We start from the raw sequence: 21,776 nt of genomic DNA on the forward strand, positions 1-21,776 counted from the left end.
TCAGCTCAGCTCGCCGGACCGCAGCCGGGCGAGCCAGGCGGCGGCGTCCGCGTAGTCGGCGTCGGAGAGACCGGCCGGGGCGGGCACCGGGCGGTCGCCCGTCACACCGTTCCAGCGGTGCCGGGGATACGAGCCGAGGAAGCGTACGTCGGCGCAGACCCGGCGCAGCCCCTGCAACGCCTCACCGAGCCGCGCACCGGCCACGTGGCCGGTGCAGTCGAGGAAGAAGACGTACCGGCCGAGTGCCTCACCGGTCGGCCGCGACTCGATCCGGGTCAGGTTGACGCCACGGACCGCGAGTTCCATCAGCACGGACAGCAGCGCGCCGACCCGGTCGTGCGCGATGTACACGGCGAGGGAGGTCACGTCGTCGCCGGTGGGTGGCGGTGGCGGACCCGGCCGGGACAGCAGGGCGAAGCGGGTCACCGCGTCGGGGTGGTCGGCGATCTTGTCGGCCAGCACGGCGAGCCGGTGCCGGGTCGCGCCGATGGGGGCGCAGATCGCCGCGTCGTACTCGCCGGTGGCCGCGCCGGCCGCTGCCGCGCCGTTGGAGAGTACGTCGACCACGACCGCGTCGGGCAGGTGCGCCCGCAACCAGCCCCGGCACTGGGTGGACGCCTGGGGATGGGCAGCGACGCTGCGCACCACTGACAGGGTGGTCCCCGGACGCGCGCCGAGGACGAACTCCACCGGCAGGATCACCTCGCGGGTGATCACCAGCGGGTCCCCCTCGGCCAGCTCGTCGAGGGTCACCCCGACCGCGCCCCCGATCGAGTTCTCCAGCGGCACCAGCGCGGCGTCGGCATCACCGGCGCGTACCGCCTCCAGGGCCTCGCCGACGCTGCGGGCCGGCGTACGAGTGCCCCGCTCGGCGGCCGGCACGGTACGCAGCGCCTGCTCGGCGAAGGTGCCCTCGGGCCCGAGGTAGACGAAACGGGTCGGCGGCGTTCCCGGCATGGCGCCCAGCCTACGCACCCGGCGTCGGCGTGGGAGTCGATGGCGTCGGTGTGGGGGTCGTCGGCGTCGGTAGGGGCACCGTTGGCACCGGTACGTTGACCGCGCCGTCGTCGCCGCAGGCCAGCGTCCGGATTCCGGTCGGGCCGGCCACCCGTACCTCGACCGAGCACACGTCGGTGCCGGCGGTGACCAGGCGCAGGGTGCCGGCCTGGTCACGGGTGACCACCTGTAGCGGCTCGTACCCGGTCACGTCGAGGACCGTGAAGTGCCAGTCGGCGGCGCACAGGGGACCGGTGCGGACGCGAACCTTCGCGTTGCGGGGGAGCAGTCCATTGCGGCCGCGGACCAGATCGACGATCCGTTGCTGCGACGGACTGCCGTGGCAGGCGCCCGCCACCAGTCCGGGATCGGCCGTCGGGGTGGGGGTGCTGTCGGGCAGCCCGGCGACGGGTGGCGGCGGCGGAACTGGCCCGGCTGGCCGCCGCCGGCGTTTCCGGCGCGCATCCCGACGACTGGTGGGGGCTGCGGCCGCTGTCGGACGACCGGCCGCTGGTGGACGAGGGCGAGCCGGTCCGGGTCACCCCGTCGGCCATGGAGAGCGCGCTGCGGTGCAGCCTGCGCTGGCTGCTGGAACGGCACGGCGGCAGTGCGCCGGCCAGCGCGGCGCAGGGCGTCGGCAACCTGGTGCACGCGGCGGCGATGCTCGCCGAGGACGCCAGCACCGACCGGGGCGCGCTGCTGGACTACGTGGCCGCCCGGTTCGACGCGATCGAGCTGGCCGCCCGCTGGATGGTGGGGCCGGAGCGGACCCGCGCCGAGGGGATGGTCGACAAGCTGCTGCGCTGGCTGGCCGCCAACCCGCGCCGGCTGCTCGCCATCGAGCACGAGTTCGCGGTACGCCTCGACGACCCGCGCCGGCCGGTCCAGCTGGCCGGCCGGGTGGACCGGCTGGAGGTGGACGCCGACGGCCGGCTGGTGGTGGTGGATCTGAAGACCGGCAAGTCAACCGCCGTGACCGAGCGTGAGGTGGCCGAGCACCCGCAACTGGGCGCGTACCAGGCGGCGGTGGAGGCGGGTGCCTTCGCCGAGTTCGGCGACGAGCCCGGCGGGGCGGCCCTGGTGCAGCTCGGTACCGGTGCGAAGGACGCGCGGGAACAGGCCCAGCCACCGGCCACCGACGGGCCCGAGGCCGGTTGGGCCACCGCGCTGGTCCGCCGCACCGCCGATACGATGGCCGCTGCCACCTTCGCCGCGGTCGCCAACTCCAAGTGCCGGGTGTGCCCGGTGCGCACCAGCTGCCCGGTGTCCGGGCAGGGGCGGCAGGTCGTCGAGCCGCCGACCGTCCGTCGCCCGGAGCGCGAGGAGTGAGCGTGCGCGGTGAGGCGCGAGGAGTGCGCTGGCGAGCCCCGCAGTCGCGAACGAAGAGGGAACAGTGACCCAGCCGGCCCTGTTCAACCCCGCCGCACCGGCGCCCCGGGCGGCCGACGCCGGTCCCCGGTACACCCCGGTGGAGCTGGCGAGGTTGCTGCGCCTGCCGGCACCCACCCGGGAGCAGGCGGCGATCATCGCCGCGCCGGTGGAGCCGCTGCTGGTGGTGGCGGGCGCGGGCTCGGGCAAGACCGAGACGATGGCCGCCCGGGTGGTCTGGCTGGTGGCCAACTCGTACGTCCGGCCGGAGCAGGTGCTCGGCCTGACCTTCACCCGTAAGGCGGCCGGTGAGCTGGCCCACCGGGTGCGTACCCGGCTCGACCAGCTGGTCCGTCGACTCGGCCGGCGCGGGCGGGACCCGCTCGACGACCCGCTGGCCGGGGAGCCCACGGTGGCCACCTACCACTCGTACGCCGGGCGGATCGTCACCGAGCACGGCCTGCGCGCCGGCTACGAACCCTCCACCCGGCTGCTCACCGAGGCGTCCCGCTGGCAGCTGGTCGACCTGATCGTGCGCAACTACGACGGGGACATGTCCGAGGTGGACCGGATGCCGAGCACCGTCACCGACGCGGTGCTGGCGCTCGCCGGCGAGCTGGACGAACACCTCGTCGACCCGGACGAGCTGGCCGCCTGGACCGGCCGGTTCTTCGCCGACGTGCAGTCCCGCCCGGGGCGGATCTACGCCGACGTACGCAAGGCCCTCGCGTTCCAGCAGACCCGGTTGAAGCTGCTGCCCCTGGTGCGCGCGTACGGCCGCCGGAAGGACGACTTCGAGGCGATGGACTTCGCCGATCAGCTCGCCCGGGCCGCCCGGGTGGCCCGGGACCATCCGGGCGTCGGCGAGATCGAGCGGAACCGTTACCGGGTGGTGCTGCTCGACGAGTACCAGGACACCAGCCACGCCCAGGTGGTGCTGCTCGGCGCGCTGTTCGGCGGCGGCCATCCGGTTACCGCCGTGGGCGACCCCTGCCAGTCCATCTACGGCTGGCGGGGGGCCAGCGCCGGCACCCTGGACCGCTTCCCGGCCGAGTTCGCCCGCACCGACGGCGAACCGGCGCAGGTGCTGGGGCTGACCACCAGCTGGCGCAACCGGCCGGAGATCCTGGCGGTGGCGAACGCGCTGGCCGCCCCGTTGCGGGCGGCCGGTGCCCGGGTGCCCGAGCTGCACGCCGCGCTCAGCGTCCGCGAGCCCATCCCGCACCGCAGCCCGCGCGGCGCCGCGGCCGGCACGGTGCACTGCGCGCTCCTGCCGACGCACGCCGACGAGGCCGACTGGATCGCCGACAGCGTGCTGGTCGCCTGGCAGGGGGCGGCCGGGATGCGCGGTGCGCTGCCCGAGCAGATCCCGGTCACCCGGCGCCCGACCACGGCGGTGCTGGTCCGGCTGCGCAGCCAGATCCCGGCGATCGCCGCCGCGTTGCGCGAGCGTGGGCTGCCGGTCGAGGTGGTGGGGCTGGGCGGCCTGCTGGACACCCCGGAGGTGCGCGACGTGGTGTGCACGCTGCGGGTGCTGGCCGACCCGACCGACGGCGCCGCGCTGCTGCGGTTGCTGACCGGTGCCCGGTGGCGGATCGGGCCCCGGGACCTGGTCGCCCTGCACCGTCGGGCCAGGGCCATCGCGGCGGCCCGCCGCCAGCTCGCCGACGACGGCACCCCGGAGATCACCCCGGATCGGCTCGACGAGGCGACTTTGGTCGAGGCGCTGGCCGACCTCGGGCCCGCCCAGACGTACTCGGCCGAGGGTTATCCGCGACTGCGCGCGTACGCCCGGGAGCTGGGCCTGCTCCGGTACCGGCTGGACCAGTCGTTGCCGGAACTGATCGCGGACGTGGAACGGACCACCGGCCTGGACGTGGAGGTGGCGGTGCGGGCCGGCCGGGACGGCGCCGGCGACGCCGGCCTGGCCCGGGGCCACCTGGACGCGCTGGGCGACGTGGCCGCCCGGTTCAGCGGGGAGACCCCGGGTGCCACGCTCGCCGGCTTCCTGGCCTATCTCGCCGCTGCCGAGGACGAGGAGCGTGGCCTGGCCCCGGGCGAGGTGGACGTGGTCGAGGGCGCGGTGCAGATCCTCACCGCGCACGCCGCCAAGGGACTGGAGTGGGACGTGGTCTCGGTGGCCGGGCTGAGCCGGGGAGTGTGGCCGGGGCCGGTGCGTAACTCCGACCACTGGCTCGGCGGGCTGGGCGTGCTGCCGTTCCCGCTGCGGGGCGACGCCGACGGGCTGCCCGAGTTGGCCCTGGCGGAGGCCGACGACCAGCGGGGCGTGGCCCGGGCGGTGGCGGACTTCACCGACGACTGGCGGGCCCACGACGAGCGGGAGGAACGGCGGTTGGCGTACGTGGCGGTGACCCGTCCGCGCCGCCTGCTGCTCTGCTCCGGCCACTGGTGGGGGGAGGGCACCAAGCGACCGCGCGGGCCGTCGGCACTGCTGCGCGAGGTGCACGACGCGTGCCTGGACGCCGGGGACGGTCACCTGGTCGACGAGTGGGCGCCGGAACCAACGCCGGACGCGGTGAACCCGACCACCGAGGTGGTGTTGCGGGCCGAGTGGCCGGCGGACCCGCTCGGCGTACGCCGGCCGACGTTGACCGAGGCGGCGGCGCTGGTGCGCCGCTTCCTCACCGACGGTGACGAGGCCGCCGGGGGAGCCGACGCGACGGTGTCGGACCCGGAGGTGGCCCGGTGGCGGCGGGAGGCCGACCTGTTGCTGGCCGAGCGGGCGGAGCTGAGCCGGCTGTCCGGTCCGATCGACGTGGCGCTGCCCGAGCACCTGTCGGTGACGCAGCTGGTCGCGCTGCGCCGGGACCCGGCGGCGCTGGCCCGGGCACTGCGTCGTCCGCTGCCGTCCGAGCCCAACCCGTACGCCCGCCGGGGCACCGCGTTCCACGCCTGGCTGGAGCAGCGGTTCGGGGCGGACCGGCTCCTCGACACCGACGAGCTGCCCGGTGCGGCCGACGCCGACGCCGCGCCGGACGAGGCGTTGGTCGAGCTTCAGCAGCGCTTCCTGGCCAGTGAGTGGGCGGACCGGACGCCGGTCGAGGTGGAGGTGCCGTTCGCCACGGTGATCGGCGGCGTGGTGGTACGCGGCCGGATGGATGCCGTGTTCCGGCGCCCCGGTGATCGCTTCGACGTGGTCGACTGGAAGACCGGCGCCCGCCCGTCCGGCGCGGCGGCCGAGGTGGCCGCGGTGCAGTTGGCGGTCTACCGGCTGGCCTGGGCGGAGCTGGCCGACGTGCCGGTCGACCGGGTCGGCGCGGCCTTCCACTACGTGCGGGACGGGGTGACCGTCCGTCCGGCGGACCTGCTCGACGTCGATGGGTTGACCACGTTGCTCACCTCGGTTCCGGAGCTGTCGTAGTGGCTGGCGCTTTGCCGGATCCGTGGTATGGTGCCCCCGTTGCAGTTTTGGTTACCAGCTCTGTTTGCGCCTGGCGGATTGTGGCCCCAGGCGCTCTTTGTTATGTCCGGACTCCTCCGGGCGGGGCGACCAGAAGCGACAGGCGTTCCGAGCACGTTCGCCCGGAACATTCCTCTTTCGGTCCCGTAACAGGTACGGGGCCGACGTTCCGTCAAGGAGACGAAACAAGCATGGCTATTGGCACCGTCAAGTGGTTCAACGCTGACAAGGGCTTCGGCTTCATCACCCCGGACGGCGGCGGCGCCGACGTCTTCGCCCACTTCTCGGCGATCCAGTCCTCGGGCTACCGCAGCCTGGACGAGAACCAGCGGGTGGAGTTCGAGGTCGTTCAGGGCCAGAAGGGCCCGCAGGCGGAGAACATCCGCCCGCTCTGATCTTCACGGATCGCCCGCGACGGCCGGGCCGCCACCGGTTGAACGTTCAACCGGTGGCGGCCCGGCCGTCCGCACATGGGACACCGGGCGACGGAACCCTGAGTCGGTAATCAGCCGTCCAAGCGTCGGGTGGGCGACTGTCGCCGCCGGCCGGCTGGGGAACCCTGGGCCAGGGGGATGAGCCGGGGGATCGGCTCGGTGCGGGGAGGAACGACCATGGTGGGTTCCGCGGCGGTGCGCGAGCTGCTCCTGGTGGTCGCGGTGGCGGCCGTCGGGCTGCTGCTCGCGATGGCGGCCGCGTTCACGCCCTGGCCCGTCACACCGGGCGGGTCCGCCCCGTCCAGCCTGGTGGAACTGCACGGGCCGCCGGCGCCGGCCGAGCGGTCGGACAGCGCGGTCGGCTGAACAGGGGCGTAGGGTCAGCTTGGCCCGGATGCGCCGGCGTTGCTCGGGCGGCCGTCGACGGGCAGCAGATCGGCGAGGCTCGTCCGGTCGACGACCAGGGCGATCGCGCCGTGCACGGCGAGCCAGACGTCGCGGAGTCCGGAGGCCGCGCCGTGATAGGCGGCCAGCTCGACCGGTAGTCCCCGTACGGTGGTCAGGGAGCCGCCGACGGCGCGGAGGATGTCGCCGACACTGATCGCGTCGGCCCGCCGGGCGAGCGCGTACCCGCCTTCGGTGCCCCGATGGCTGACCAGCAGGTCGGCGCGGCGGAGATCGACCAGGATTCCCTGCAGGAAGCTGAGCGGGATCTGCTGGCGTTCGGCCAGCGCCGCCGCCTTGACCAGCTCACCGTCGCCCCGGTGTGCGGCGACGGTGAGCATGGCCCGGAGCGCGTAGTCGCTGCGTGCGGAGACGTACACGTCGTTGACCGGTCCGCGCCGCTATCCCGCGGCGGTGACCGCGGCCAGGCGGACCTGCCGGTGCCCGGGAGACCGTCTCATCGTCCGTCCAATCCGCAGTATTCCAACTTAGTTGGTAGGAATGCTGGGGTGAATCGGCGGGTGCTGTCAAGACCCATCCAGATGACGGGAAGTTGATCCCGGCCGGTCGGCTGCCGGCAGGTGGCCGTCCCGGGCGCGTCGAGACGTTAGGGTCGGATCCGTGCCGACGCGCAGAGCGAGAATCCCAGCGACGAGGTATCCGGTCGAGCGGTTCACCCTCGACAACGGCCTGCGGGTGGTCCTCACCCCCGACCGCAGTGCCCCGGTCATCGGGGTGGCGGTGGTCTACGACGTCGGAATACGTTCCGAACCCGAGGGGCGCACCGGCTTCGCCCACCTCTTCGAGCACCTGATGTTCCAGGGCTCGGAGAACCTGGAGAAGCTCGCGCACTTCCGGCACGTACAGGGGGCGGGCGGCACCTTCAACGGCTCCACCCACCTGGACTACACCGACTACTTCGAGACCCTGCCGAGCAACGCCCTGGAGCGGGCGCTGTTCCTTGAGGCGGACCGGATGCGCGGCCCCCGGCTGACCGAGGAGAACCTGCGCAACCAGGTCGACGTGGTCAAGGAGGAGATCCGGGTCAACGTGCTGAACCGGCCGTACGGCGGGTTCCCCTGGCTGACCCTGCCGCCGGTGATGTTCGACACCTTTCCCAACGCGCACGACGGTTACGGCTCCTTCGACGACCTGGAGTCGGCCACCGTCGCCGACGCCGCCGACTTCTTCCGGCGCTACTACGCCAGCGGCAACGCGGTGCTCGCGGTCAGCGGCGACATCGACACCACCGAGACGGTCGCGCTGATCGAGCGGCACTTCGGCGACGTGCCGGCCCGGCCGGCGCCCGACCGGCCGGACTTCGCCGAGCCGGCGCTGACCGCCGAGCGGCGCACCGCGTACACCGACAAACTGGCCCCGCTGCCGGCGGTGGCGTCCGGGTGGCGGGTGCCCGACCCGGTCGGCGACTTCGCCGCCTACCTGCCGTACGTGGTGCTGGCCGAGGTGCTCACCGACGGCGACGCGTCCCGGCTGGTCGAGCGGCTGGTGCACCGGGACCGGGCGGTGACCAGCGTGGGCGGCTATCTGGGCTTCATGGGGGACCCGTTCGACGTACGCGACCCCACCGCCCTGCTGCTCCAGTCGCACCTGCCACCCGGTGGCGACGTCGACAAGGTGCTGCGCACCGTCGACGAGGAACTGGACCGGCTCGCCACCGACGGGCTCGCCGACGGCGAGCTGGCCCGTACCCAGGCCCGGATGGCCACCCACCTGCTGCGCGACACCGACGCGGTGCTCGGCCGCGCGCTGCGGATGGCGGTGCTGGAACAGCAACGCGGCGAGCCGGGCCTGCTGGGCGAGCTGCCCCGGCTGGTCGGCGAGGTCACCGACGAGCAGGTCCGCGCCGCCGCCGCCACCCTGCGGCCCGAGCGCCGCGCGTCCGTCGAGGTAATCCCCGGAGGTGCCCGTTGAGTGCAGCCGTGGGGCCGCGGCCGCTGCCGCCGCTCGGCCCGACCCGCCGGCTCAAGCTGCCGAGCCAGGCCGAGCGCACGCTCGGCAACGGCCTCACCGTGATCGCGGTACGCCGCCCGGCGGTCCCGCTGGTGGAGCTGCGGCTCTGGATGCCCTTCGGCCGGGCCCACCTGGCCCGTGGGCACCTGCTCGCGCAGACCATGCTCTCCGGCACGGAGACGATGACCAGCGTGCAGATCGCCGCCGAGTTGCAGCGGATCGGTGGTGGGCTTTCCGCCGGGCTCGATCCGGACCGGCTGATGCTCTCCGGCACCGGCCTGGCCACCGGGCTGGACCGGATGCTGGAGATCCTCGCCGAGGTGCTCACCGGTGCCAGTTACCCGGCCGAGTGGGTAGGGGTCGAGCGGGACCGGCTGGTCGACGGGATCCAGGTGGCCCAGAGCCAGCCGGCGCACCTGGCCCGTACCGCACTGCTCAAGCGGATCTTCGGCAAGCACCCGTACGCGGTGCAGACGCCGGAGCCGGAGCAGGTCCGGGCGGTCCGGCCGGCCGCGCTGCGTACGCTGCACGCCCAGCGGGTGCATCCGGCGGGCGCGGTGCTCGTGCTGGTCGGTGACGTGCGTCCGGAGCGGGCGCTGGATGCGGCCGAGAAGGCCCTCGGCGGCTGGAACGGCGACGGGCACGCCGTCGACCTGCCGCCCGTCCCTCCGCTGGAGCCGGGCCCGCTGCTGCTGGTCGACCGGCCCGGGTCGGTGCAGTCGTCGCTGCGGGTGGCGTTGCCGGCGGTGCCGCGCACCCATCCCGACCATGCCCCGCTGCAACTGGCCAACCTCATCTTCGGCGGCTACTTCTCCTCCCGTTGGGTGGAGAACATCCGCGAGGACAAGGGCTACACGTACGGGCCACACTCGGTGGTCGAGCACTCGGTGGCCGGCTCGCTGCTGGTGGCCGCCGCCGAGGTGGCCACCGAGGTGACCGCGCCGGCCCTGCTGGAGACCAGCTACGAACTGGGCCGGCTGGCCACCGTGCCGCCCGCGCCCGAGGAGCTGGAACAGGCCCGGCAGTACGCCCTCGGCACGCTCCAGCTCGGCATCTCCACCCAGGCGGGGCTGGCGTCGTTCGTCAGCGCGTACGCCGGCAGCGGGCTGCGGCTGGACTTCCTGCCCGAGCACGCGGCCCGGCTGGCGAAGGCGACCGTCGACGACGTCGCCGAGGCGGCGGCCCGCTATCTCGCCCCGGCGCGGGCGGTCACCCTCGTGCTCGGCGACGCCGAGCGGATTGCGCCCTCGCTGGCCACGCTGACCCCGGTCGAGACGGCCGTGGTGCCGGCATGAGCGAGCGTCAGCGAGTGAATCATCGGTGCGGTGCGGTGGTGCCTCATGGCGGCACGGAGCGTAGCGGAGTGCCGGCATGAGCGAACCGCGATCCGGCTGGCCGGACGGCTGGGGGCAGCCGGTCAGTGCGCGTGGCGAGGCGACCCCACCGCTGGCCCGCTCCACACTGGACCGGGCGGCGCACCGGCGTACCGATCCGGAGTGGTTGGCCCAGGCGTGGGCCGGGGCGCGGGTGCTGGTGCTCGACGTGGAGGCCGGGGGGCGGGCGTTGGTGCGTACCGACACCGCGGTGCCGGCGCTGGTCCTGGCGGACGCGGACGACCTGCCGCCGGCGCTCGCCGCCGGGGCGATGTTCCTCGGCGTCGAACCGGACGGCGTGCCGATCTTCTGCGTGCACACCGCGCTGGCGGCCGTGCCGGACACCCGTGCGGCCCACCTGCGTCAGGTCGGGCACCTGCTGAACGACCGGGACGCGGGGCTGTTCACCACGGCGCTGGCGCTGACCAACTGGCATCTGCGTCACCTCTACCACCCGATCACCGGCGAGCCCACCCGGGCGGACGAGGCCGGCTGGTCCCGGGTGGACGCCCGGGGTGAGCGGGTGTGGCCGCGTACCGACCCGGCGATGATCGTGCTCGTGCACGACGGGGTCGACGGCGTCGACGGGCGGTGCCTGCTGGGCAACAACGCCACCTGGCCCAGCGCCGAGGGAAAGCGCCGGTTCTCCTGCCTGGCCGGGTACGTGGAGCCGGGGGAGTCGGCCGAGGCCGCGGTGCTGCGGGAGGTACGCGAGGAGGTCGGCGTCCCGGTGGCCGAGGCCACGTACGCGGGCAGCCAGGCGTGGCCGTTTCCGGGCTCGCTGATGCTCGGTTTCCTGGCCACCGCCGACCCGGAGCACCCGCTGCGGGTCGACCCCGCCGAGATCGCCCAGGCCCGCTGGTTCACCCGGCAGGAGATCGGCGCGGCGCTGGCCGGTCGGCCGGTCGACGTGGGTGACGCCCGGCTGTTGCTGCCCCCGCCGTCGTCGATCGCGATGTTCCTGATCCATCGTTGGTTCGACGGCCACTGCTGAACGGGTGCGGCCCCGACCCGTGACCGTCGTTGCCGCGGCGGCCACGGGCCGGGGACACGGGCCGTCGTGGTCGGCTGGGTAGTAACACGGCGGGGGAGCCGGTCGACCACGACGGACGTCGCGTGGGTCAGGTGCCGGGCCCGTTCGGGCGGGCCGGACCGTACCCCGGATCGTCGAGCGGCAGCACCTTGACCCGTTGTTTGCCGGAGCGGACGGCACCGACCGTGGCGAGCGCCCGGGCGAGCAGTAGCGCGGCGTCGCGGTCCTCGGCGTGGACGACCTGGCGGCGCGGCTCGGGCCGGGTGGTCTCGTCCCGCAGCCGGTGGCCGCAGGCCCAGGCGGCCGTGACATCGGTGTCGGCGGCGGTGCGGATGTCGGTGCGAACGATCAGGAACCGCATGTGGGTCTCCGGATGTGCCGCGACGGGTGGAACGGTGGAAGTTCCACGTCACTACGCCGCCATCGTACGCCCGGTCGGTTTCCCAGCAAGTGAAACTCGCCCATTGATGTGCAGGCCCGACCGATCATCCGACCCCTGGTCAGCAGGGTCGTCGGGAATGGACGACGACGGGGCCGCCGGCACAGGTGCCGGCGGCCCCGCGAGACGTCCGGCTCTAGTTCAGGTCGAACTGCCCGTTCTTCGCGCCGGAGATGAAGCCCAGCCAGCCGGCCCGGTTGAACAGCAGCACCGGGCCGCCGCGGTCCTTGCTGTCGCGTAGCGCCACCGCGGCCGGGCCGGTACGCAGCGGCGCGACCTCGACGCAGTTGGAGGTTTGGCTGCGCGTGCTGGTACGCCACGGGGCGTGCGCGAGTTGGGCGAGGACGGACGGTGTGTTGCGGATCTCGTTCATCGTTGCGCTCCTGAGCTGAACCGAAACCGATGGGACGAGTGGCGTCGCGCGTCCCGACGGCGGTTCCCGGTTGGTCACCGCTCCGTCAGGCGCCCGGAGGATCCGCGTCGCTGGGCCGGCGCCGTTGCCGATCCGATCGCCACAGTGGACGGGGCCGCCGCCTCGGACAGCCGTCCCATCGACTTCATCAGCCAGGAGAGGGTGTCCGTTGCGGGGAGCGCCGCCGCGCAAAGCCACTCGAACACCACTTTATAGCGATTTAGAGCGATTACCTCGGTCGACATGACGTCGGTGAAGCCACCTTCGATGGCCAGTGTCTCCGGATCGAGAGGATCGGCGAACCGGTAGAGCGAGAACGCGGTCGGCGGCAGGAACCACCGGCCGATCGGGGTGTCCCGGGGCAGCACGTGCAGCGTGACGTTGGGCAGCATGGCCAGCTCGCACAACTGCGCCAGCTGCTCCCGGAGCACCTCGGGTGGCCCGGCCCGGTGGCCGAGCGCTGTCTCCTCCAGCACCGCCGTGTAGCGCGGCGGGTCGGTCTCCCGGGTTAGCAGCGACTGCCTCGCCAGCCGGGCCTTGATCTCGGTCTCGATGTCCTCGTCGACCTCCGGGTCGCCGGCCTCCTGGTCGACCTGCCGGGCCGAGGAGATCCGGACCCGCGCGTATCCGGTGGTCTGTAGCAGCCCCGGCACCAGCACCGGGTTGTACTCGGAGATCTCGGCGCAGCCCGCCTCCAGTTCGGCGAAGCTACGCTGCTGCTGCGTCATCGCCGGATAGTTTTTCAGCCAGCCGCGCATGTCGCCGGCCTCGTGCGTGATGCCGATCAGCTCCACCCGCAGCGCCTCGTCGGCGCGGTAGAGGTCGAGCAGGTCCCGGACGTCCTGCGGGTCCGGCCGGCTGCGACCGTTCTCCAGCCGGGACAACTTGGATGCGGAGGCCCAGCCGACGTGGTCGATGACCTGGTCCCCGGTGAGACCGGCGGCCTCGCGCAACCGGCGCAGTTCGATGCCGAGCCGGCGGCGACGCAGGATCGGGCTGGGTGCGGCAGGAGGCACGGGTGTCCTCTTTTCCGTCGACCGCCGTGGATACGACGGTAACTGTATGAAACTCGCCCCCCACGGTCAGTATGGACGTCGCGATCGGCGCCGGAGGTACCGGCGAGGGGCGTGTCATCAGAAATGCGCAGACCCGACACCGGACGGAGGCGACGACCTGCGTCGCCGGACTCCGGACCGGCGGTCTGCCGCGCCCGAGTCGCGCCACCCCCGGAGGGACCAATGCGCACCGTCCTGAGCCGCCCGGACTTCCGCCTGCTGTTCGGCGGACTGCTGGCCAGCATGACCGCCGAGTCGATCCTGTTGCTGGCGCTCGCCATCTGGGTGAAGGACCTGACCGGATCGGACGGCCTCGCCGGCGCCACCATCTTCGTGATCATCGCGCCGAGGACGCTGGCGCCGCTGGTCGGCTGGTTCGTCGACCGGTACCCCCGACGGCCCTTTTTCGTGGCGACCAACCTCGCCACGGCGCTGCTGCTCACCCCGCTCTTCGCGGTCCGGGACGCGGGCGACACGTGGATCATCTACGGGGTGGCCGCGCTCTACGGCCTGTCGAACCTCACCGTCGGCGCGGTGCTCAGCCGGCTGATCCAGGAACTGGTGCCGTCCGACCTGCTCGGTGAGGCGAACGGGGTGCTGCAAACGGTCCGTCAGGGACTGCGGCTGATCGGGCCGCTGGCCGGTGCCGGGCTCTACGCGGTGCTCGGCGGCTGGGTGCTGGCCGCCGTCGGGATGGCCGGCTTCGTGGTCGCCGCCGCGGTGGTCGGCACGCTGCGGGGGGCCGAGTCGCCCGCCCGGCGGCACTCCCAGGTGGTCGGCACCTCGGCGGCAACGGCGGCCGACCGGCTTCCGGTCCGCCCCGTCGGCGGTGTCACCCGGGTCCGGCGCTGGTCTTCGGAACTGGTCGCCGGGCTCCGCCACCTCGCCAGCGAACGGGCGCTGCGCCGGGCGTTGGTCGGCTACGGCCTCGGTTCGCTGGTGATGGGCTTCACCGAGTCGCTGATCTTTGCGTACGTCGACCGGGGGCTCGGCCGGGACGTGGCGTTCGTCGGCGTACTCGTCACGGTGCAGGGCATCGGTGGACTGGTCGGCGGGCTGTGCTCCGCCGCCGTCCTCCGTCGAGTCGGGGAGTTGGGCACCCTGGCCGTCGGTGTCGCGTTCTTCGGCCCCGCGGCGCTGGCGCTGGCGTACCCGAATCTGTGGCTCGGTTTCGCCGCGGTGCTGATGGCGGGCCTGTCGCTGCCGCTGACCCTGGTCGGGCTGCACACGCTGATCCAGCGGCGGACCCCGCCGGAGTTGCTGGGCCGGGTCGCCGCGGCCTCGGAGGCCGTGGTCAGGTGCCCCCAGGCCCTCTCGATCGGCGTGGGCGCCCTGGTCGTCGGCGTACTCGACTACCGGTTGGTCTTCGCGTTGGTGGGCCTGGCCACCCTGCTCGCCGGTGGCTATCTCTGGCGCGGTCGACAGTTGAGCCCGCCGGCCGGCCCATCGACGCGCCCCCGCGTCCCGGCACCGCGCCCGGCCCCCGAAGACCGGAACGTCGAGGTCGACACCCTCGCCAGAAACCCCGGTCGCTGACCGCTCCCGGCGGCGTTGTGGGTACATCTGTTGCCGTCCGGACGACAACAGATGTACCCACAACGGACGGTTCCCGCGCGTACCCAGGGAAGCTACGTCGTGTACTCCAGTTCGGTCCGGGCGAGGTCGCGCAGCGTCTCGGCCATCCTTCGGGGGTCGAGGCCCTGGAGGTACGCCACCAGGGCGTCGCGGGTGTCCGCGACGATGCCGGGCAGGGCATCTCCGTGAATGTCACCAGGTAGAAGGATCCGCCGGAAGGCGAGTTCCCCGATGACACCGCCGGTCAGCTTCTCGGTGATCCAGTACGGTGTGCGCTCGCGGATGGCGAAGGTCAGGTGCAGGCTGGGTCGATCGGCCGCGTTGAACGGGTTGTGCACCCAGCCCCTCGGCAGGAGCATCGACTGTCCCGGCCTCAGGTCGATGGTCCTGTTCGGGCCGGCGGCCCGCCACTCGTCCAGGTAGCTGTCCTTCCAGACGCGGAAGGACTCCAGGTGCTCCCGCATGGGGGCTTCCACGACCGGCGGCCACAGCTCCCAGCGCTTGACTCCGGCGAGCTGGACGATGACGGCCATCTGCTGGTCCCAGTGGTGGCGGAGTCCCTGTTCCCGGCCCGGCGTGAGGAAGGCGTGCACATAGTTCGAGTAGCCGGTCTCCTCCTGGATGCCCCTCGTCAAGCTCGCTATGTAGGGCATCACCCGTTGGAGGTTGCCGAGGCGGATGGTGTGTCCCCGCTCGTAGAGCCGGCGCAGCCGGACAGCATCGGTCCGGCCGTTCGTGGTCCAGGACCGGGCGTTCAGCGCCGGGGCGGGGGCCTTGATGGCGGCGACCTCGTCGGCCGGTACGCAGCCGGTGTCGATCCACTCGTAGAGCCATTCGGGCGTGACGGTGAGATCCAGGTCGGTTGGCGGGCGCTGGTAGACGCGCGGTTCGTCGGGCCAGCGGTCCATCAGGTCCGCGATCCCGTCCGGGGGAAGTAAGAGGTGAAGCGACACGACTACCTCCTATGAGTGCGTGGCGGCAACGGGCAGGGAATGTCCGGGAAGAACCTGCTGGGACAGCAGACGACCGCAGCGGACACGTAGCTGAAGGCCGGGGTGTAGTAGCCCCACACCACGTCACCACCGCGAGCCAGGTTGGCGGCCTTCTGCTCGACCAGCTCGTCCACCGTGAGCAGCACGCCGCCGGACCGGTCGGCCGGATTTGCCTGGTGGACCCGCCTCATCCAGGTCGCCGCGTCGGCGACATCGGTCCAGGTCCGCTCGGCGGTGGCCTGATCGCGGCGGAGCAGCCAGTGACCGGTCTCCACTGGCGTCATGGTGTTGGCGAGGAAGGTACGCGTCTGCTCGTCACGGGGGTCGCGGCCCGGCCTGCGCTGCCCCTCCTTGGCGAACTCGTCGCGTGAGCCGGTCCACGGGCCGAAGCCGTGCCAATGCCCTCGCCAGTCGCCCATCTGTGCCCTCCTCTGTGCTGTTGGACCGGCCGCCCCCGAGTCCCGGCGGTCCAGGGGCGGCCGGCGGTGTTGTGGAGGTGTGAGGGTTAGGCGGTCAGGCCGCGGTCTCGGGCCCAGCCGAGTGCGAGGTTGTCCAGCTCGGAGCCGGTCAGGCGCAGCTCCGCACCGGTCCCGCCCGGCTTGTTGTCGCGCACGACGAAGGCGTCGGCGACGCCCGGGATCGGAGCGACCTCGGCGCAGGTCTCGTTGTCGCCGCCGAGGTTGCCGCCGCAGTAGGTCGTGAACGTCGCGCCGTCGATTGGCAGTGCGTACAGGTTGCTCTGGGACATGAGAGAACCCTTCGTGCTCTTGCAGGTGCGGAGGGTGCGGCCTCCGCGTCCGTGTCTGTCCTACCGTGAAATGGTCAGCGGGTGGGGCGACTCGCAGGGGCTGCCAGGAATCGGCGGCCCCCGGATCCTCGTTGCGCGGGGTCTCACTCCGCCTTCTCCGCAGCGGGCCGGCGAGCCGCGCCCCAGGCGACGAACCTGGCGAACAACTCCTTGGGGTCCGGGCCGTCGTGCGGGTTGAGCCGATAGAGGTCGCGCATGGCCTCGTACATCAGGCCGGCGAGGTAGATCGTCAGGCCCGAGACGTTGTCCCGGAACTCCACGACCAGCAGCAGGCGGGCCTCCCCGCAGGGCCAGGGCTGCCCGTCGACCCGGCAGAACCACATGGGCCGCGCCGGGGTGTGCGGGATGGTTCCGCCGGACCCCCTGGGCCGGTCCGCTTGTGGGCCGCGACCCGGCGTGGCCAGCTGCGTCGTCAGCACGGCCGGCCGCCGTTCGCCCGCCACTGCTGGCCCCGCGTCAGTGAACCGGCACGGCCCGGCCACTGCATCGGGAGCGGCATGGTCCGTTGCTGGCGCATCCACTCGGGCAGGTGCGTGCCGCGCCGACGCTGCGGCAGGACCGGAAGAACTACTGTCGGACAGAGGTACGAGGGACGAGTGCGCACAACGGCCTCCGCTGCTAGGCGATTGAGAGGGGCCGCCCCGGCACGGGGGAAGTGAGGGGGCGGCCCCATTGGCAGAACCCGCCCCAGCCCGCCTCGGCGTGGAGCAGATCCGCATGTGTGCAGTCTTGTAAGGACGGCACTACTCTCGGAAGGCATCTCGGGCAGGTGGGTAGCGCTGGCGGAACAGCCTCATCTGGTGTGGCGAGGTGAATTGTTGATCTTCTTTGTTGGGGGACGCTGAATGGCCGAGCTGCCGCATCCACTTGCGGCCTTCCTTGTGGCCGAGATCCGTCGGGCCAGGGGTGCCGCTGGCATGACGCAAGAGGCGTTCGGGCGTGCCGCAGGGTTTAGCGCGTCGCACGTCAGCGCCGTCGAAAGCGGCACGCGAGGGCTCACCCTGGACTTCATCCGGGGTGCGGACCGGGCGCTGAACAACGGCGGACTGTTCGAGCGCATGGTGGAGCAACTGGGTGTTCCGTCGTGGTTCCTGCCGTGGCTGGATGCCGAGCGAACCGCGACCCAGCTCAGGTGCTTTCAACCTTGCCTCGTGCCGGGCCTACTCCAGACGGAGGACTACGCTCGCGCTGTCATTCGCTGCGATGAAACGCTCAGTGATCAGGATGTCGAACAGCGGCTCGCCAGCCGGATCGAGCGGCAGGTGATCCTCACCCGGGACCGCGCCCCGCAGTTCATCGCCGTCATCGCCGAGGCGGTACTCCGTCGAGCCGGCGACGACTTCCGCGATGTGATGGCCGGGCAGATCAAACATCTGATCACGCAAGCCGAGCGGACCAACATCAGCGCGCACATCCTGCCGGACGAAATCAGCATGCATGTTGGGCTGACCGGTCCCTTCAGCCTTGCTCGTTCTCCGGATCACAGGTGGGTGGGGGAGATGGAGAACCAGCTTGGCGGGGTGGTGGTAGACACGGATGCTGACGTGGATACTTTGCTGTCGAGGTGGGAGACGGTCCGCAACGAAGCGCTCCCCCGCCGCCAGTCGATCGAGCTGATGAAGGAAGTTGTGAACTCGTGGACCTGATCGGTGCGTCGTGGCGTAAGTCAACCCGCAGCGGCTCTGGCGGCGGCAACTGTGTCGAGGTCGCAGACAACCTGCCGGGCGTCGTAGGCGTCCGGGACAGCAAGGACCAGGCAGGTCCGATGCTCACCTTCGAGCCCGCTGCCTGGCGGGCGTTCATCTGGTCCGCCAAACGGCACTAACCCGGACGCTGCTGGCCCGCACCGCGACTGCGCTACGGGCGATTGACGTCGCGTAGGCGGACGAAATGCCCCCAGCGAGAGCTGAGGGCATTTCGTGGTGGTGGCCCGCCGCGCGGTCGCCCGTCACAACGACCTTGCGCCTCCGTCAGGCGGCGATGCTCACCAGGTGCTGCTTGACCTGGTTGATCGACGGGTTGGTCAGCGCGCTGCCGTCGGCGAAGCGCAGCGTGGGGACGACCTGGTTGCCGCCGTTGACCCCCATCACGAACTCCGCAGCCGCCGGATCCTGCTCGATGTCGATCACCTGGTAGGCGATCCCCTCCCGGTCGAGCTGCGACTTCAGCCGGTGGCAGTAGCCGCACCAGGGGGTGGAATACATCGTCAGCATGGTGAGATCCTCCAACGTAACGCCCGGCTGCTCGCCGATCAGGTACAGGCTATCCGCTGCAACGTCGCTGGTAGCTGAGACAATTCCCTGCTGTGGTGGTTAACTCCGCGTCCGAACGCGTGCTCGCCGGGCTCGACCCGGAACAACGCTCGGCGGTGACCGCCCCGGCCGGTCCGGTTTGCGTGCTGGCCGGCGCCGGCACCGGCAAGACCCGGGCCGTGACGTCCCGGATCGCGCACCGCGCGCTGACCGGCGAGATTTCGGCCCGGCATGTGCTTGCGGTCACCTTCACCGCCCGAGCCGCCGCGGAGCTGCGCCACCGGCTCGCGCTGCTCGGCGTGGCCGGCGTGCAGGCGCGCACCTTCCACGCGGCGGCGCTGCGCCAGGTGCGTTACTTCGCGCCCCGGTTGCTCGACGGGCGGGCCATGCCGGAGCTGCTGGACAGCAAGGTCCGGCTGGTCACCCTCGCCGCAGCCCGGGCCGGCCTGCGAGCCGACCGGACGGCCGCCCGGGACCTCGCCGGTGAGATCGAGTGGGCCAAGTCCTCCCTGGTGGAGCCGGGGGAGTACGTGGTGGCCGCGGCCAAGGCGCTGCGGGAGACCCCGCACGAGCCGGCGAAGGTCGCCGAGGTCTTCGCCGCGTACGAGAAGCTCAAGCGGACCGGCGGGGTGATCGACTTCGAGGACGTGCTGCGCGCCGCGGTCTGGGGGATCGAGGAGCACCGGGACGTCGCCGAGCAGGTCCGCAACCAGTACCGGCACTTCGTCGTCGACGAGTACCAGGACGTCAACCCGTTGCAGCAGCGGCTGCTGGACGCCTGGTTGGGTGGCCGGGACGACGTGACCGTGGTCGGCGACGCCAGCCAGACGATCTACTCGTTCACCGGGGCGACCTCGGCGTACCTGGTCGACTTCCCGCGCCGGTGCCGGGGCGCCACCGTGGTCCGGCTGGTCCGCGACTACCGGTCCACCCCGCAGGTGGTCGGGCTGGCCAACGCGGTCATCTCGCAGGCGCGGGGCAGCGAGTCGCGGCTGCGCCTGGAACTGGTCGGCCAGCGCCCGGCCGGCCCGGAGCCGGAGCGGCGGATCTTCACCGACGAGCCGGCCGAGGCGAACGCGGTCGCCGTCCGCTGCCGCGCCCTGGTCGACGCCGGCACGCCGGCCCGCGAGATCGCCGTGCTGTTCCGCACCAACGCGCAGTCCGAGGCGTACGAGAAGGCGCTCGCCGAGGCGGGCGTGCCGTACCTGGTGCAGGGGGCCGAGCGGTTCTTCGAGCGGGTCGAGGTGCGCCAGGCGATGGTGGCGCTGCGCGCGGCCATCCGGTCCATCCCGGGGGAGACCCCGCTGCGGACGGCCGTGGTCGAGGCGCTCGCCGGTGTCGGCTGGGCGCCCGACACGCCCCCGCCCGGTGGCGCCGCCCGCGAGCGGTGGGAGGCGCTGGCCGCGCTGGTACAGCTCGCCGAGGAGTACGCGGCCACGCCCGACCTGCGGGCCCTCGGGGTGGCTGCCACGGTGGAGCGCCCGGTCACCCTGGCCGACTTCACCGACGAGTTGGCCCGGCGGGCGGCACAGCAGCACGCGCCGACCGTGGACGGGGTGACGCTGGCCTCCCTGCACTCCGCCAAGGGCCTGGAGTGGGACGCCGTCTTTCTGGTCGGTCTCGCCGAGGGCACCATGCCCACCACGTACGCCCGTACCACCGAGCAGGTCGAGGAGGAGCGCCGGCTGCTCTACGTCGGCATCACCCGCGCCCGGGAATGGCTCTGGCTGTCGTACGCCTCGGCGCGCTCGCCGGGTGGGCGGGCCCGACGACCGTGCCGGTTCCTGCCTCAACTGGCCCCCGCCGGCGGCGCGGAGCGGGCCGCCGGCGGCCGCCCGGCACCCGGCCCGCAGCGTCGCGCCAACCGGATCGTCTCCTGCCGGATCTGCGGGGCGACCCTGCTCGCCGGGCCCGACCGCAAGCTCGGCCGCTGTGCCACCTGCCCGTCGGACATCGACGACGAGCTGCACGAGCGGCTGCGCGAGTGGCGGTCCCGGGCGGCCGGGGCGCAGAAGGTGCCCGCCTACGTCGTCTTCACCGACGCCACGCTGGTCGCGCTGGCCGAACGGCGGCCGGCCCGGGCCGAGGAACTGGTCGCCATCGCCGGCATCGGGCCACGCAAACTCGGCCTGTACGGCGAGGCGGTGCTGGCGCTGGTGGGCGGCGCGTCGGTCGACGAAATCTGCCCGCAGAAAAGTTTCTGAATCTGACCGTTAATTCGTTTGCCCTCGCCCCACCGACCGGCATAGCCTCAGGGCACACCTCGGGAGGGGCCCTGTTCGGGCTGCTCACGGGGTATGTGTCCGAGTCGATCGCGAGTGAACGTCAGGGAGGTGGCACCAGTGGAGAGTTACATCAACCAGCGTCCGACGGCGCTGCCCGTTGCCGTCGCTTCGCTGTCGGCTGCCCTGACCACCGTTGCTCCAGTGGCGGAAGGCCGGGCGACCGTCGCCGCTGCACGACCGTGGGCTCCGCAGGTGCACCGGGTCGAGGTTCAGGCCGAGCTGATCCTCGCACCGAAGCCGAACGGGATCCAGGGGACCAGTGGCTTCACGGGCAAGGGCGTCGATGGCGCCAGCAAGCGGATGGACGTCCGCGGTGTTCCACCTCGAGGTAGACCGGTCTGACACCAGACCACCGGCTCACCTCGAGGCCGCGGAACCCGCATACCGGGATCCGCGGCCTCAGTTTTTTTGTACCGCCGAAGTACGTCGGAACAGCGATCCACGAGATCGAAGTGAGAGAGAGGTGACCGGGCGATGAGTCTGGCGTTGGCCCCACTCGACCTGAGCGTCGAGATGGAGGCGAACCTGCCCTGCCGGAAGTTCGACCCCGACCTGTGGTTCTCCGACTCGCCCACCGACCTGGAACTGGCCAAGTCGCTCTGCGGGGACTGCCCGCTGCGCGTCGAGTGCCTGGCCGGCGCGGTCGAGCGGGCCGAGCCCTGGGGCGTCTGGGGCGGCGAGATCTTCGAGCGTGGCGCGGTCGTTCCGCGCAAGCGGCCCCGTGGCCGCCCGCGCAAGGAGGACCTCGCCCGCGACGCCGCGCTGCGGGTCGAGGCCGAGGCGCGGCTGGCGGCCAACGGCCTTGCCACGTCGCGCAGCGCCGTCCGGCTGGCTGCCTGACATGTTCCCGATCCGGACCAACCCCGCCGGTGCCGAACCGGCCACGAGAAAGCTGACCACCATGCTGCACCTTCCGAA

23 protein-coding genes and 1 pseudogene are annotated in these 21,776 nt (G+C 72.4%); 13 read left to right on the plus strand and 11 right to left on the minus strand.

All coding sequences use genetic code 11. The annotated features are described in order from the left end of the window. Together pheA and C1I95_RS02875 are read right to left on the minus strand one after the other, a co-directional pair. Positions 1-957 (minus strand): prephenate dehydratase, encoded by a 957-nt coding sequence (gene pheA / locus C1I95_RS02870; protein ID WP_111212177.1) that lies wholly within the window; start codon positions 955-957, stop codon positions 1-3. Between the two features lie 10 nt (positions 958-967). Beyond that, complete coding sequence (locus tag C1I95_RS02875; RefSeq protein WP_438941275.1) at positions 968-1,354, minus strand: hypothetical protein; 387 nt, start codon at positions 1,352-1,354, stop codon at positions 968-970. Positions 1,355-1,398: 44 nt separating this feature from the next. Between C1I95_RS02875 and C1I95_RS02880 the strand changes: the two are divergent. From C1I95_RS02880 to C1I95_RS02895, 4 genes and pseudogenes are all read left to right on the plus strand, one after another. After that, positions 1,399-2,325, plus strand: a pseudogene (locus C1I95_RS02880) (RecB family exonuclease); the annotation flags it as partial. Positions 2,326-2,389: 64 nt separating this feature from the next. Further along, on the plus strand, positions 2,390-5,746 hold the full coding sequence (locus tag C1I95_RS02885; protein ID WP_111212178.1) for an ATP-dependent helicase: 3,357 nt from the start codon (positions 2,390-2,392) through the stop codon (positions 5,744-5,746). 230 nt (positions 5,747-5,976) lie between these two features. After that, on the plus strand, positions 5,977-6,180 hold the full coding sequence (locus C1I95_RS02890) for a cold-shock protein (RefSeq protein WP_013735772.1): 204 nt from the start codon (positions 5,977-5,979) through the stop codon (positions 6,178-6,180). Between the two features lie 216 nt (positions 6,181-6,396). Further along, on the plus strand, positions 6,397-6,585 hold the full coding sequence (locus C1I95_RS02895) for a hypothetical protein (RefSeq protein ID WP_111212179.1): 189 nt from the start codon (positions 6,397-6,399) through the stop codon (positions 6,583-6,585). Between the two features lie 14 nt (positions 6,586-6,599). Here the strand turns inward: C1I95_RS02895 and C1I95_RS02900 are convergent, their stop codons facing one another. Beyond that, positions 6,600-7,043: an RrF2 family transcriptional regulator gene (locus tag C1I95_RS02900; protein WP_111212180.1), complete on the minus strand. Its 444-nt coding sequence runs from the start codon at positions 7,041-7,043 to the stop codon at positions 6,600-6,602. A 241-nt stretch (positions 7,044-7,284) separates the two neighbouring features. On the opposite strand from C1I95_RS02900, the gene C1I95_RS02905 reads away from it, so the two are divergent. The 3 genes from C1I95_RS02905 (at position 7,285) to nudC (ending at position 11,001) form a co-directional block, all read left to right on the plus strand. Then, entirely contained in the window at positions 7,285-8,595 is a 1,311-nt protein-coding gene (locus C1I95_RS02905; RefSeq protein WP_111212181.1) for a M16 family metallopeptidase, read from the plus strand. Next, positions 8,592-9,929: a M16 family metallopeptidase gene (locus C1I95_RS02910; protein ID WP_111212182.1), complete on the plus strand. Its 1,338-nt coding sequence runs from the start codon at positions 8,592-8,594 to the stop codon at positions 9,927-9,929. The genes C1I95_RS02905 and C1I95_RS02910 overlap by 4 nt, the downstream gene beginning before the upstream one ends. A gap of 76 nt (positions 9,930-10,005) precedes the next feature. Then, positions 10,006-11,001: an NAD(+) diphosphatase gene (gene nudC / locus C1I95_RS02915; RefSeq protein WP_111212183.1), complete on the plus strand. Its 996-nt coding sequence runs from the start codon at positions 10,006-10,008 to the stop codon at positions 10,999-11,001. Positions 11,002-11,128: 127 nt separating this feature from the next. On the opposite strand, the gene C1I95_RS02920 is transcribed toward nudC, so the two are convergent. The 3 genes from C1I95_RS02920 to C1I95_RS02930 form a co-directional block, all read right to left on the minus strand. Continuing rightward, the gene (locus C1I95_RS02920) at positions 11,129-11,401 is read right to left on the minus strand and encodes a hypothetical protein (RefSeq protein ID WP_111212184.1); all 273 of its coding nucleotides are present in this window, start codon (positions 11,399-11,401) and stop codon (positions 11,129-11,131) included. A gap of 214 nt (positions 11,402-11,615) precedes the next feature. Continuing rightward, positions 11,616-11,852: a DUF397 domain-containing protein gene (locus C1I95_RS02925; RefSeq protein WP_111212185.1), complete on the minus strand. Its 237-nt coding sequence runs from the start codon at positions 11,850-11,852 to the stop codon at positions 11,616-11,618. A 74-nt stretch (positions 11,853-11,926) separates the two neighbouring features. Then, positions 11,927-12,907: a helix-turn-helix domain-containing protein gene (locus C1I95_RS02930; RefSeq protein ID WP_111212186.1), complete on the minus strand. Its 981-nt coding sequence runs from the start codon at positions 12,905-12,907 to the stop codon at positions 11,927-11,929. Between the two features lie 222 nt (positions 12,908-13,129). Between C1I95_RS02930 and C1I95_RS02935 the strand changes: the two genes are divergently transcribed. After that, on the plus strand, positions 13,130-14,482 hold the full coding sequence (locus C1I95_RS02935; protein WP_111212187.1) for an MFS transporter: 1,353 nt from the start codon (positions 13,130-13,132) through the stop codon (positions 14,480-14,482). Between the two features lie 92 nt (positions 14,483-14,574). Here the strand turns inward: C1I95_RS02935 and C1I95_RS02940 are convergent, their stop codons facing one another. From C1I95_RS02940 to C1I95_RS02955, 4 genes are all read right to left on the minus strand, one after another. Next, positions 14,575-15,474: a JmjC domain-containing protein gene (locus tag C1I95_RS02940; protein WP_199523582.1), complete on the minus strand. Its 900-nt coding sequence runs from the start codon at positions 15,472-15,474 to the stop codon at positions 14,575-14,577. Between the two features lie 2 nt (positions 15,475-15,476). After that, on the minus strand, positions 15,477-15,932 hold the full coding sequence (locus C1I95_RS02945) for a hypothetical protein (RefSeq protein ID WP_111212188.1): 456 nt from the start codon (positions 15,930-15,932) through the stop codon (positions 15,477-15,479). Between the two features lie 86 nt (positions 15,933-16,018). Continuing rightward, a complete protein-coding gene (locus C1I95_RS02950) occupies positions 16,019-16,261 on the minus strand; it encodes a DUF397 domain-containing protein (RefSeq protein WP_111212189.1) in 243 nt (80 codons plus the stop codon). Positions 16,262-16,404: 143 nt separating this feature from the next. Further along, positions 16,405-16,740 (minus strand): hypothetical protein, encoded by a 336-nt coding sequence (locus C1I95_RS02955; protein ID WP_111212225.1) that lies wholly within the window; start codon positions 16,738-16,740, stop codon positions 16,405-16,407. A 426-nt stretch (positions 16,741-17,166) separates the two neighbouring features. Between C1I95_RS02955 and C1I95_RS02960 the strand changes: the two genes are divergently transcribed. Both C1I95_RS02960 and C1I95_RS02965 read left to right on the plus strand, forming a co-directional pair. Next, positions 17,167-17,967 carry a helix-turn-helix domain-containing protein gene (locus C1I95_RS02960; protein WP_111212190.1) on the plus strand — a complete coding sequence of 267 codons (801 nt, stop codon included), beginning with the start codon at positions 17,167-17,169 and terminating at the stop codon, positions 17,965-17,967. Next, a complete protein-coding gene (locus C1I95_RS02965; protein WP_111212191.1) occupies positions 17,958-18,146 on the plus strand; it encodes a DUF397 domain-containing protein in 189 nt (62 codons plus the stop codon). Before C1I95_RS02960 ends, C1I95_RS02965 begins: the two co-directional genes overlap by 10 nt. A 145-nt stretch (positions 18,147-18,291) precedes the next feature. Here C1I95_RS02965 and C1I95_RS02970 read toward each other — a convergent pair whose 3' ends face one another. Then, entirely contained in the window at positions 18,292-18,534 is a 243-nt protein-coding gene (locus C1I95_RS02970) for a mycoredoxin (protein WP_111212226.1), read from the minus strand. Between the two features lie 92 nt (positions 18,535-18,626). On the opposite strand from C1I95_RS02970, the gene C1I95_RS02975 reads away from it, so the two are divergent. The 3 genes from C1I95_RS02975 (at position 18,627) to C1I95_RS02985 (ending at position 21,698) form a co-directional block, all read left to right on the plus strand. Further along, on the plus strand, positions 18,627-20,777 hold the full coding sequence (locus C1I95_RS02975; RefSeq protein WP_111212192.1) for an ATP-dependent DNA helicase UvrD2: 2,151 nt from the start codon (positions 18,627-18,629) through the stop codon (positions 20,775-20,777). Positions 20,778-20,915: 138 nt separating this feature from the next. Further along, a complete protein-coding gene (locus C1I95_RS02980; RefSeq protein ID WP_111212193.1) occupies positions 20,916-21,200 on the plus strand; it encodes a hypothetical protein in 285 nt (94 codons plus the stop codon). Positions 21,201-21,332: 132 nt separating this feature from the next. Then, a complete protein-coding gene (locus C1I95_RS02985; RefSeq protein WP_111212194.1) occupies positions 21,333-21,698 on the plus strand; it encodes a WhiB family transcriptional regulator in 366 nt (121 codons plus the stop codon). The last annotated feature ends 78 nt before the right edge of the window (positions 21,699-21,776 follow it).

Source organism: Micromonospora craterilacus, assembly GCF_003236315.1.
Classification (GTDB): Bacteria; Actinomycetota; Actinomycetes; order Mycobacteriales; family Micromonosporaceae; genus Micromonospora; species Micromonospora craterilacus.

Coding starts and splice junctions, on each gene's coding strand:
- nudC (WP_111212183.1), top strand. CDS start 10,006: ATGAGCGAACCGCGATCCGGCTGGCCGGACGGCTGGGGGCAGCCGGTC.
- C1I95_RS02960 (WP_111212190.1), top strand. CDS start 17,167: ATGGCCGAGCTGCCGCATCCACTTGCGGCCTTCCTTGTGGCCGAGATC.
- C1I95_RS02985 (WP_111212194.1), top strand. CDS start 21,333: ATGAGTCTGGCGTTGGCCCCACTCGACCTGAGCGTCGAGATGGAGGCG.
- C1I95_RS02920 (WP_111212184.1), bottom strand. CDS start 11,401: ATGCGGTTCCTGATCGTTCGCACCGACATCCGCACCGCCGCCGACACC.
- C1I95_RS02970 (WP_111212226.1), bottom strand. CDS start 18,534: ATGCTGACGATGTATTCCACCCCCTGGTGCGGCTACTGCCACCGGCTG.
- C1I95_RS02890 (WP_013735772.1), top strand. CDS start 5,977: ATGGCTATTGGCACCGTCAAGTGGTTCAACGCTGACAAGGGCTTCGGC.
- C1I95_RS02935 (WP_111212187.1), top strand. CDS start 13,130: ATGCGCACCGTCCTGAGCCGCCCGGACTTCCGCCTGCTGTTCGGCGGA.
- C1I95_RS02895 (WP_111212179.1), top strand. CDS start 6,397: ATGGTGGGTTCCGCGGCGGTGCGCGAGCTGCTCCTGGTGGTCGCGGTG.
- C1I95_RS02945 (WP_111212188.1), bottom strand. CDS start 15,932: ATGGGCGACTGGCGAGGGCATTGGCACGGCTTCGGCCCGTGGACCGGC.
- pheA (WP_111212177.1), bottom strand. CDS start 957: ATGCCGGGAACGCCGCCGACCCGTTTCGTCTACCTCGGGCCCGAGGGC.
- C1I95_RS02925 (WP_111212185.1), bottom strand. CDS start 11,852: ATGAACGAGATCCGCAACACACCGTCCGTCCTCGCCCAACTCGCGCAC.
- C1I95_RS02950 (WP_111212189.1), bottom strand. CDS start 16,261: ATGTCCCAGAGCAACCTGTACGCACTGCCAATCGACGGCGCGACGTTC.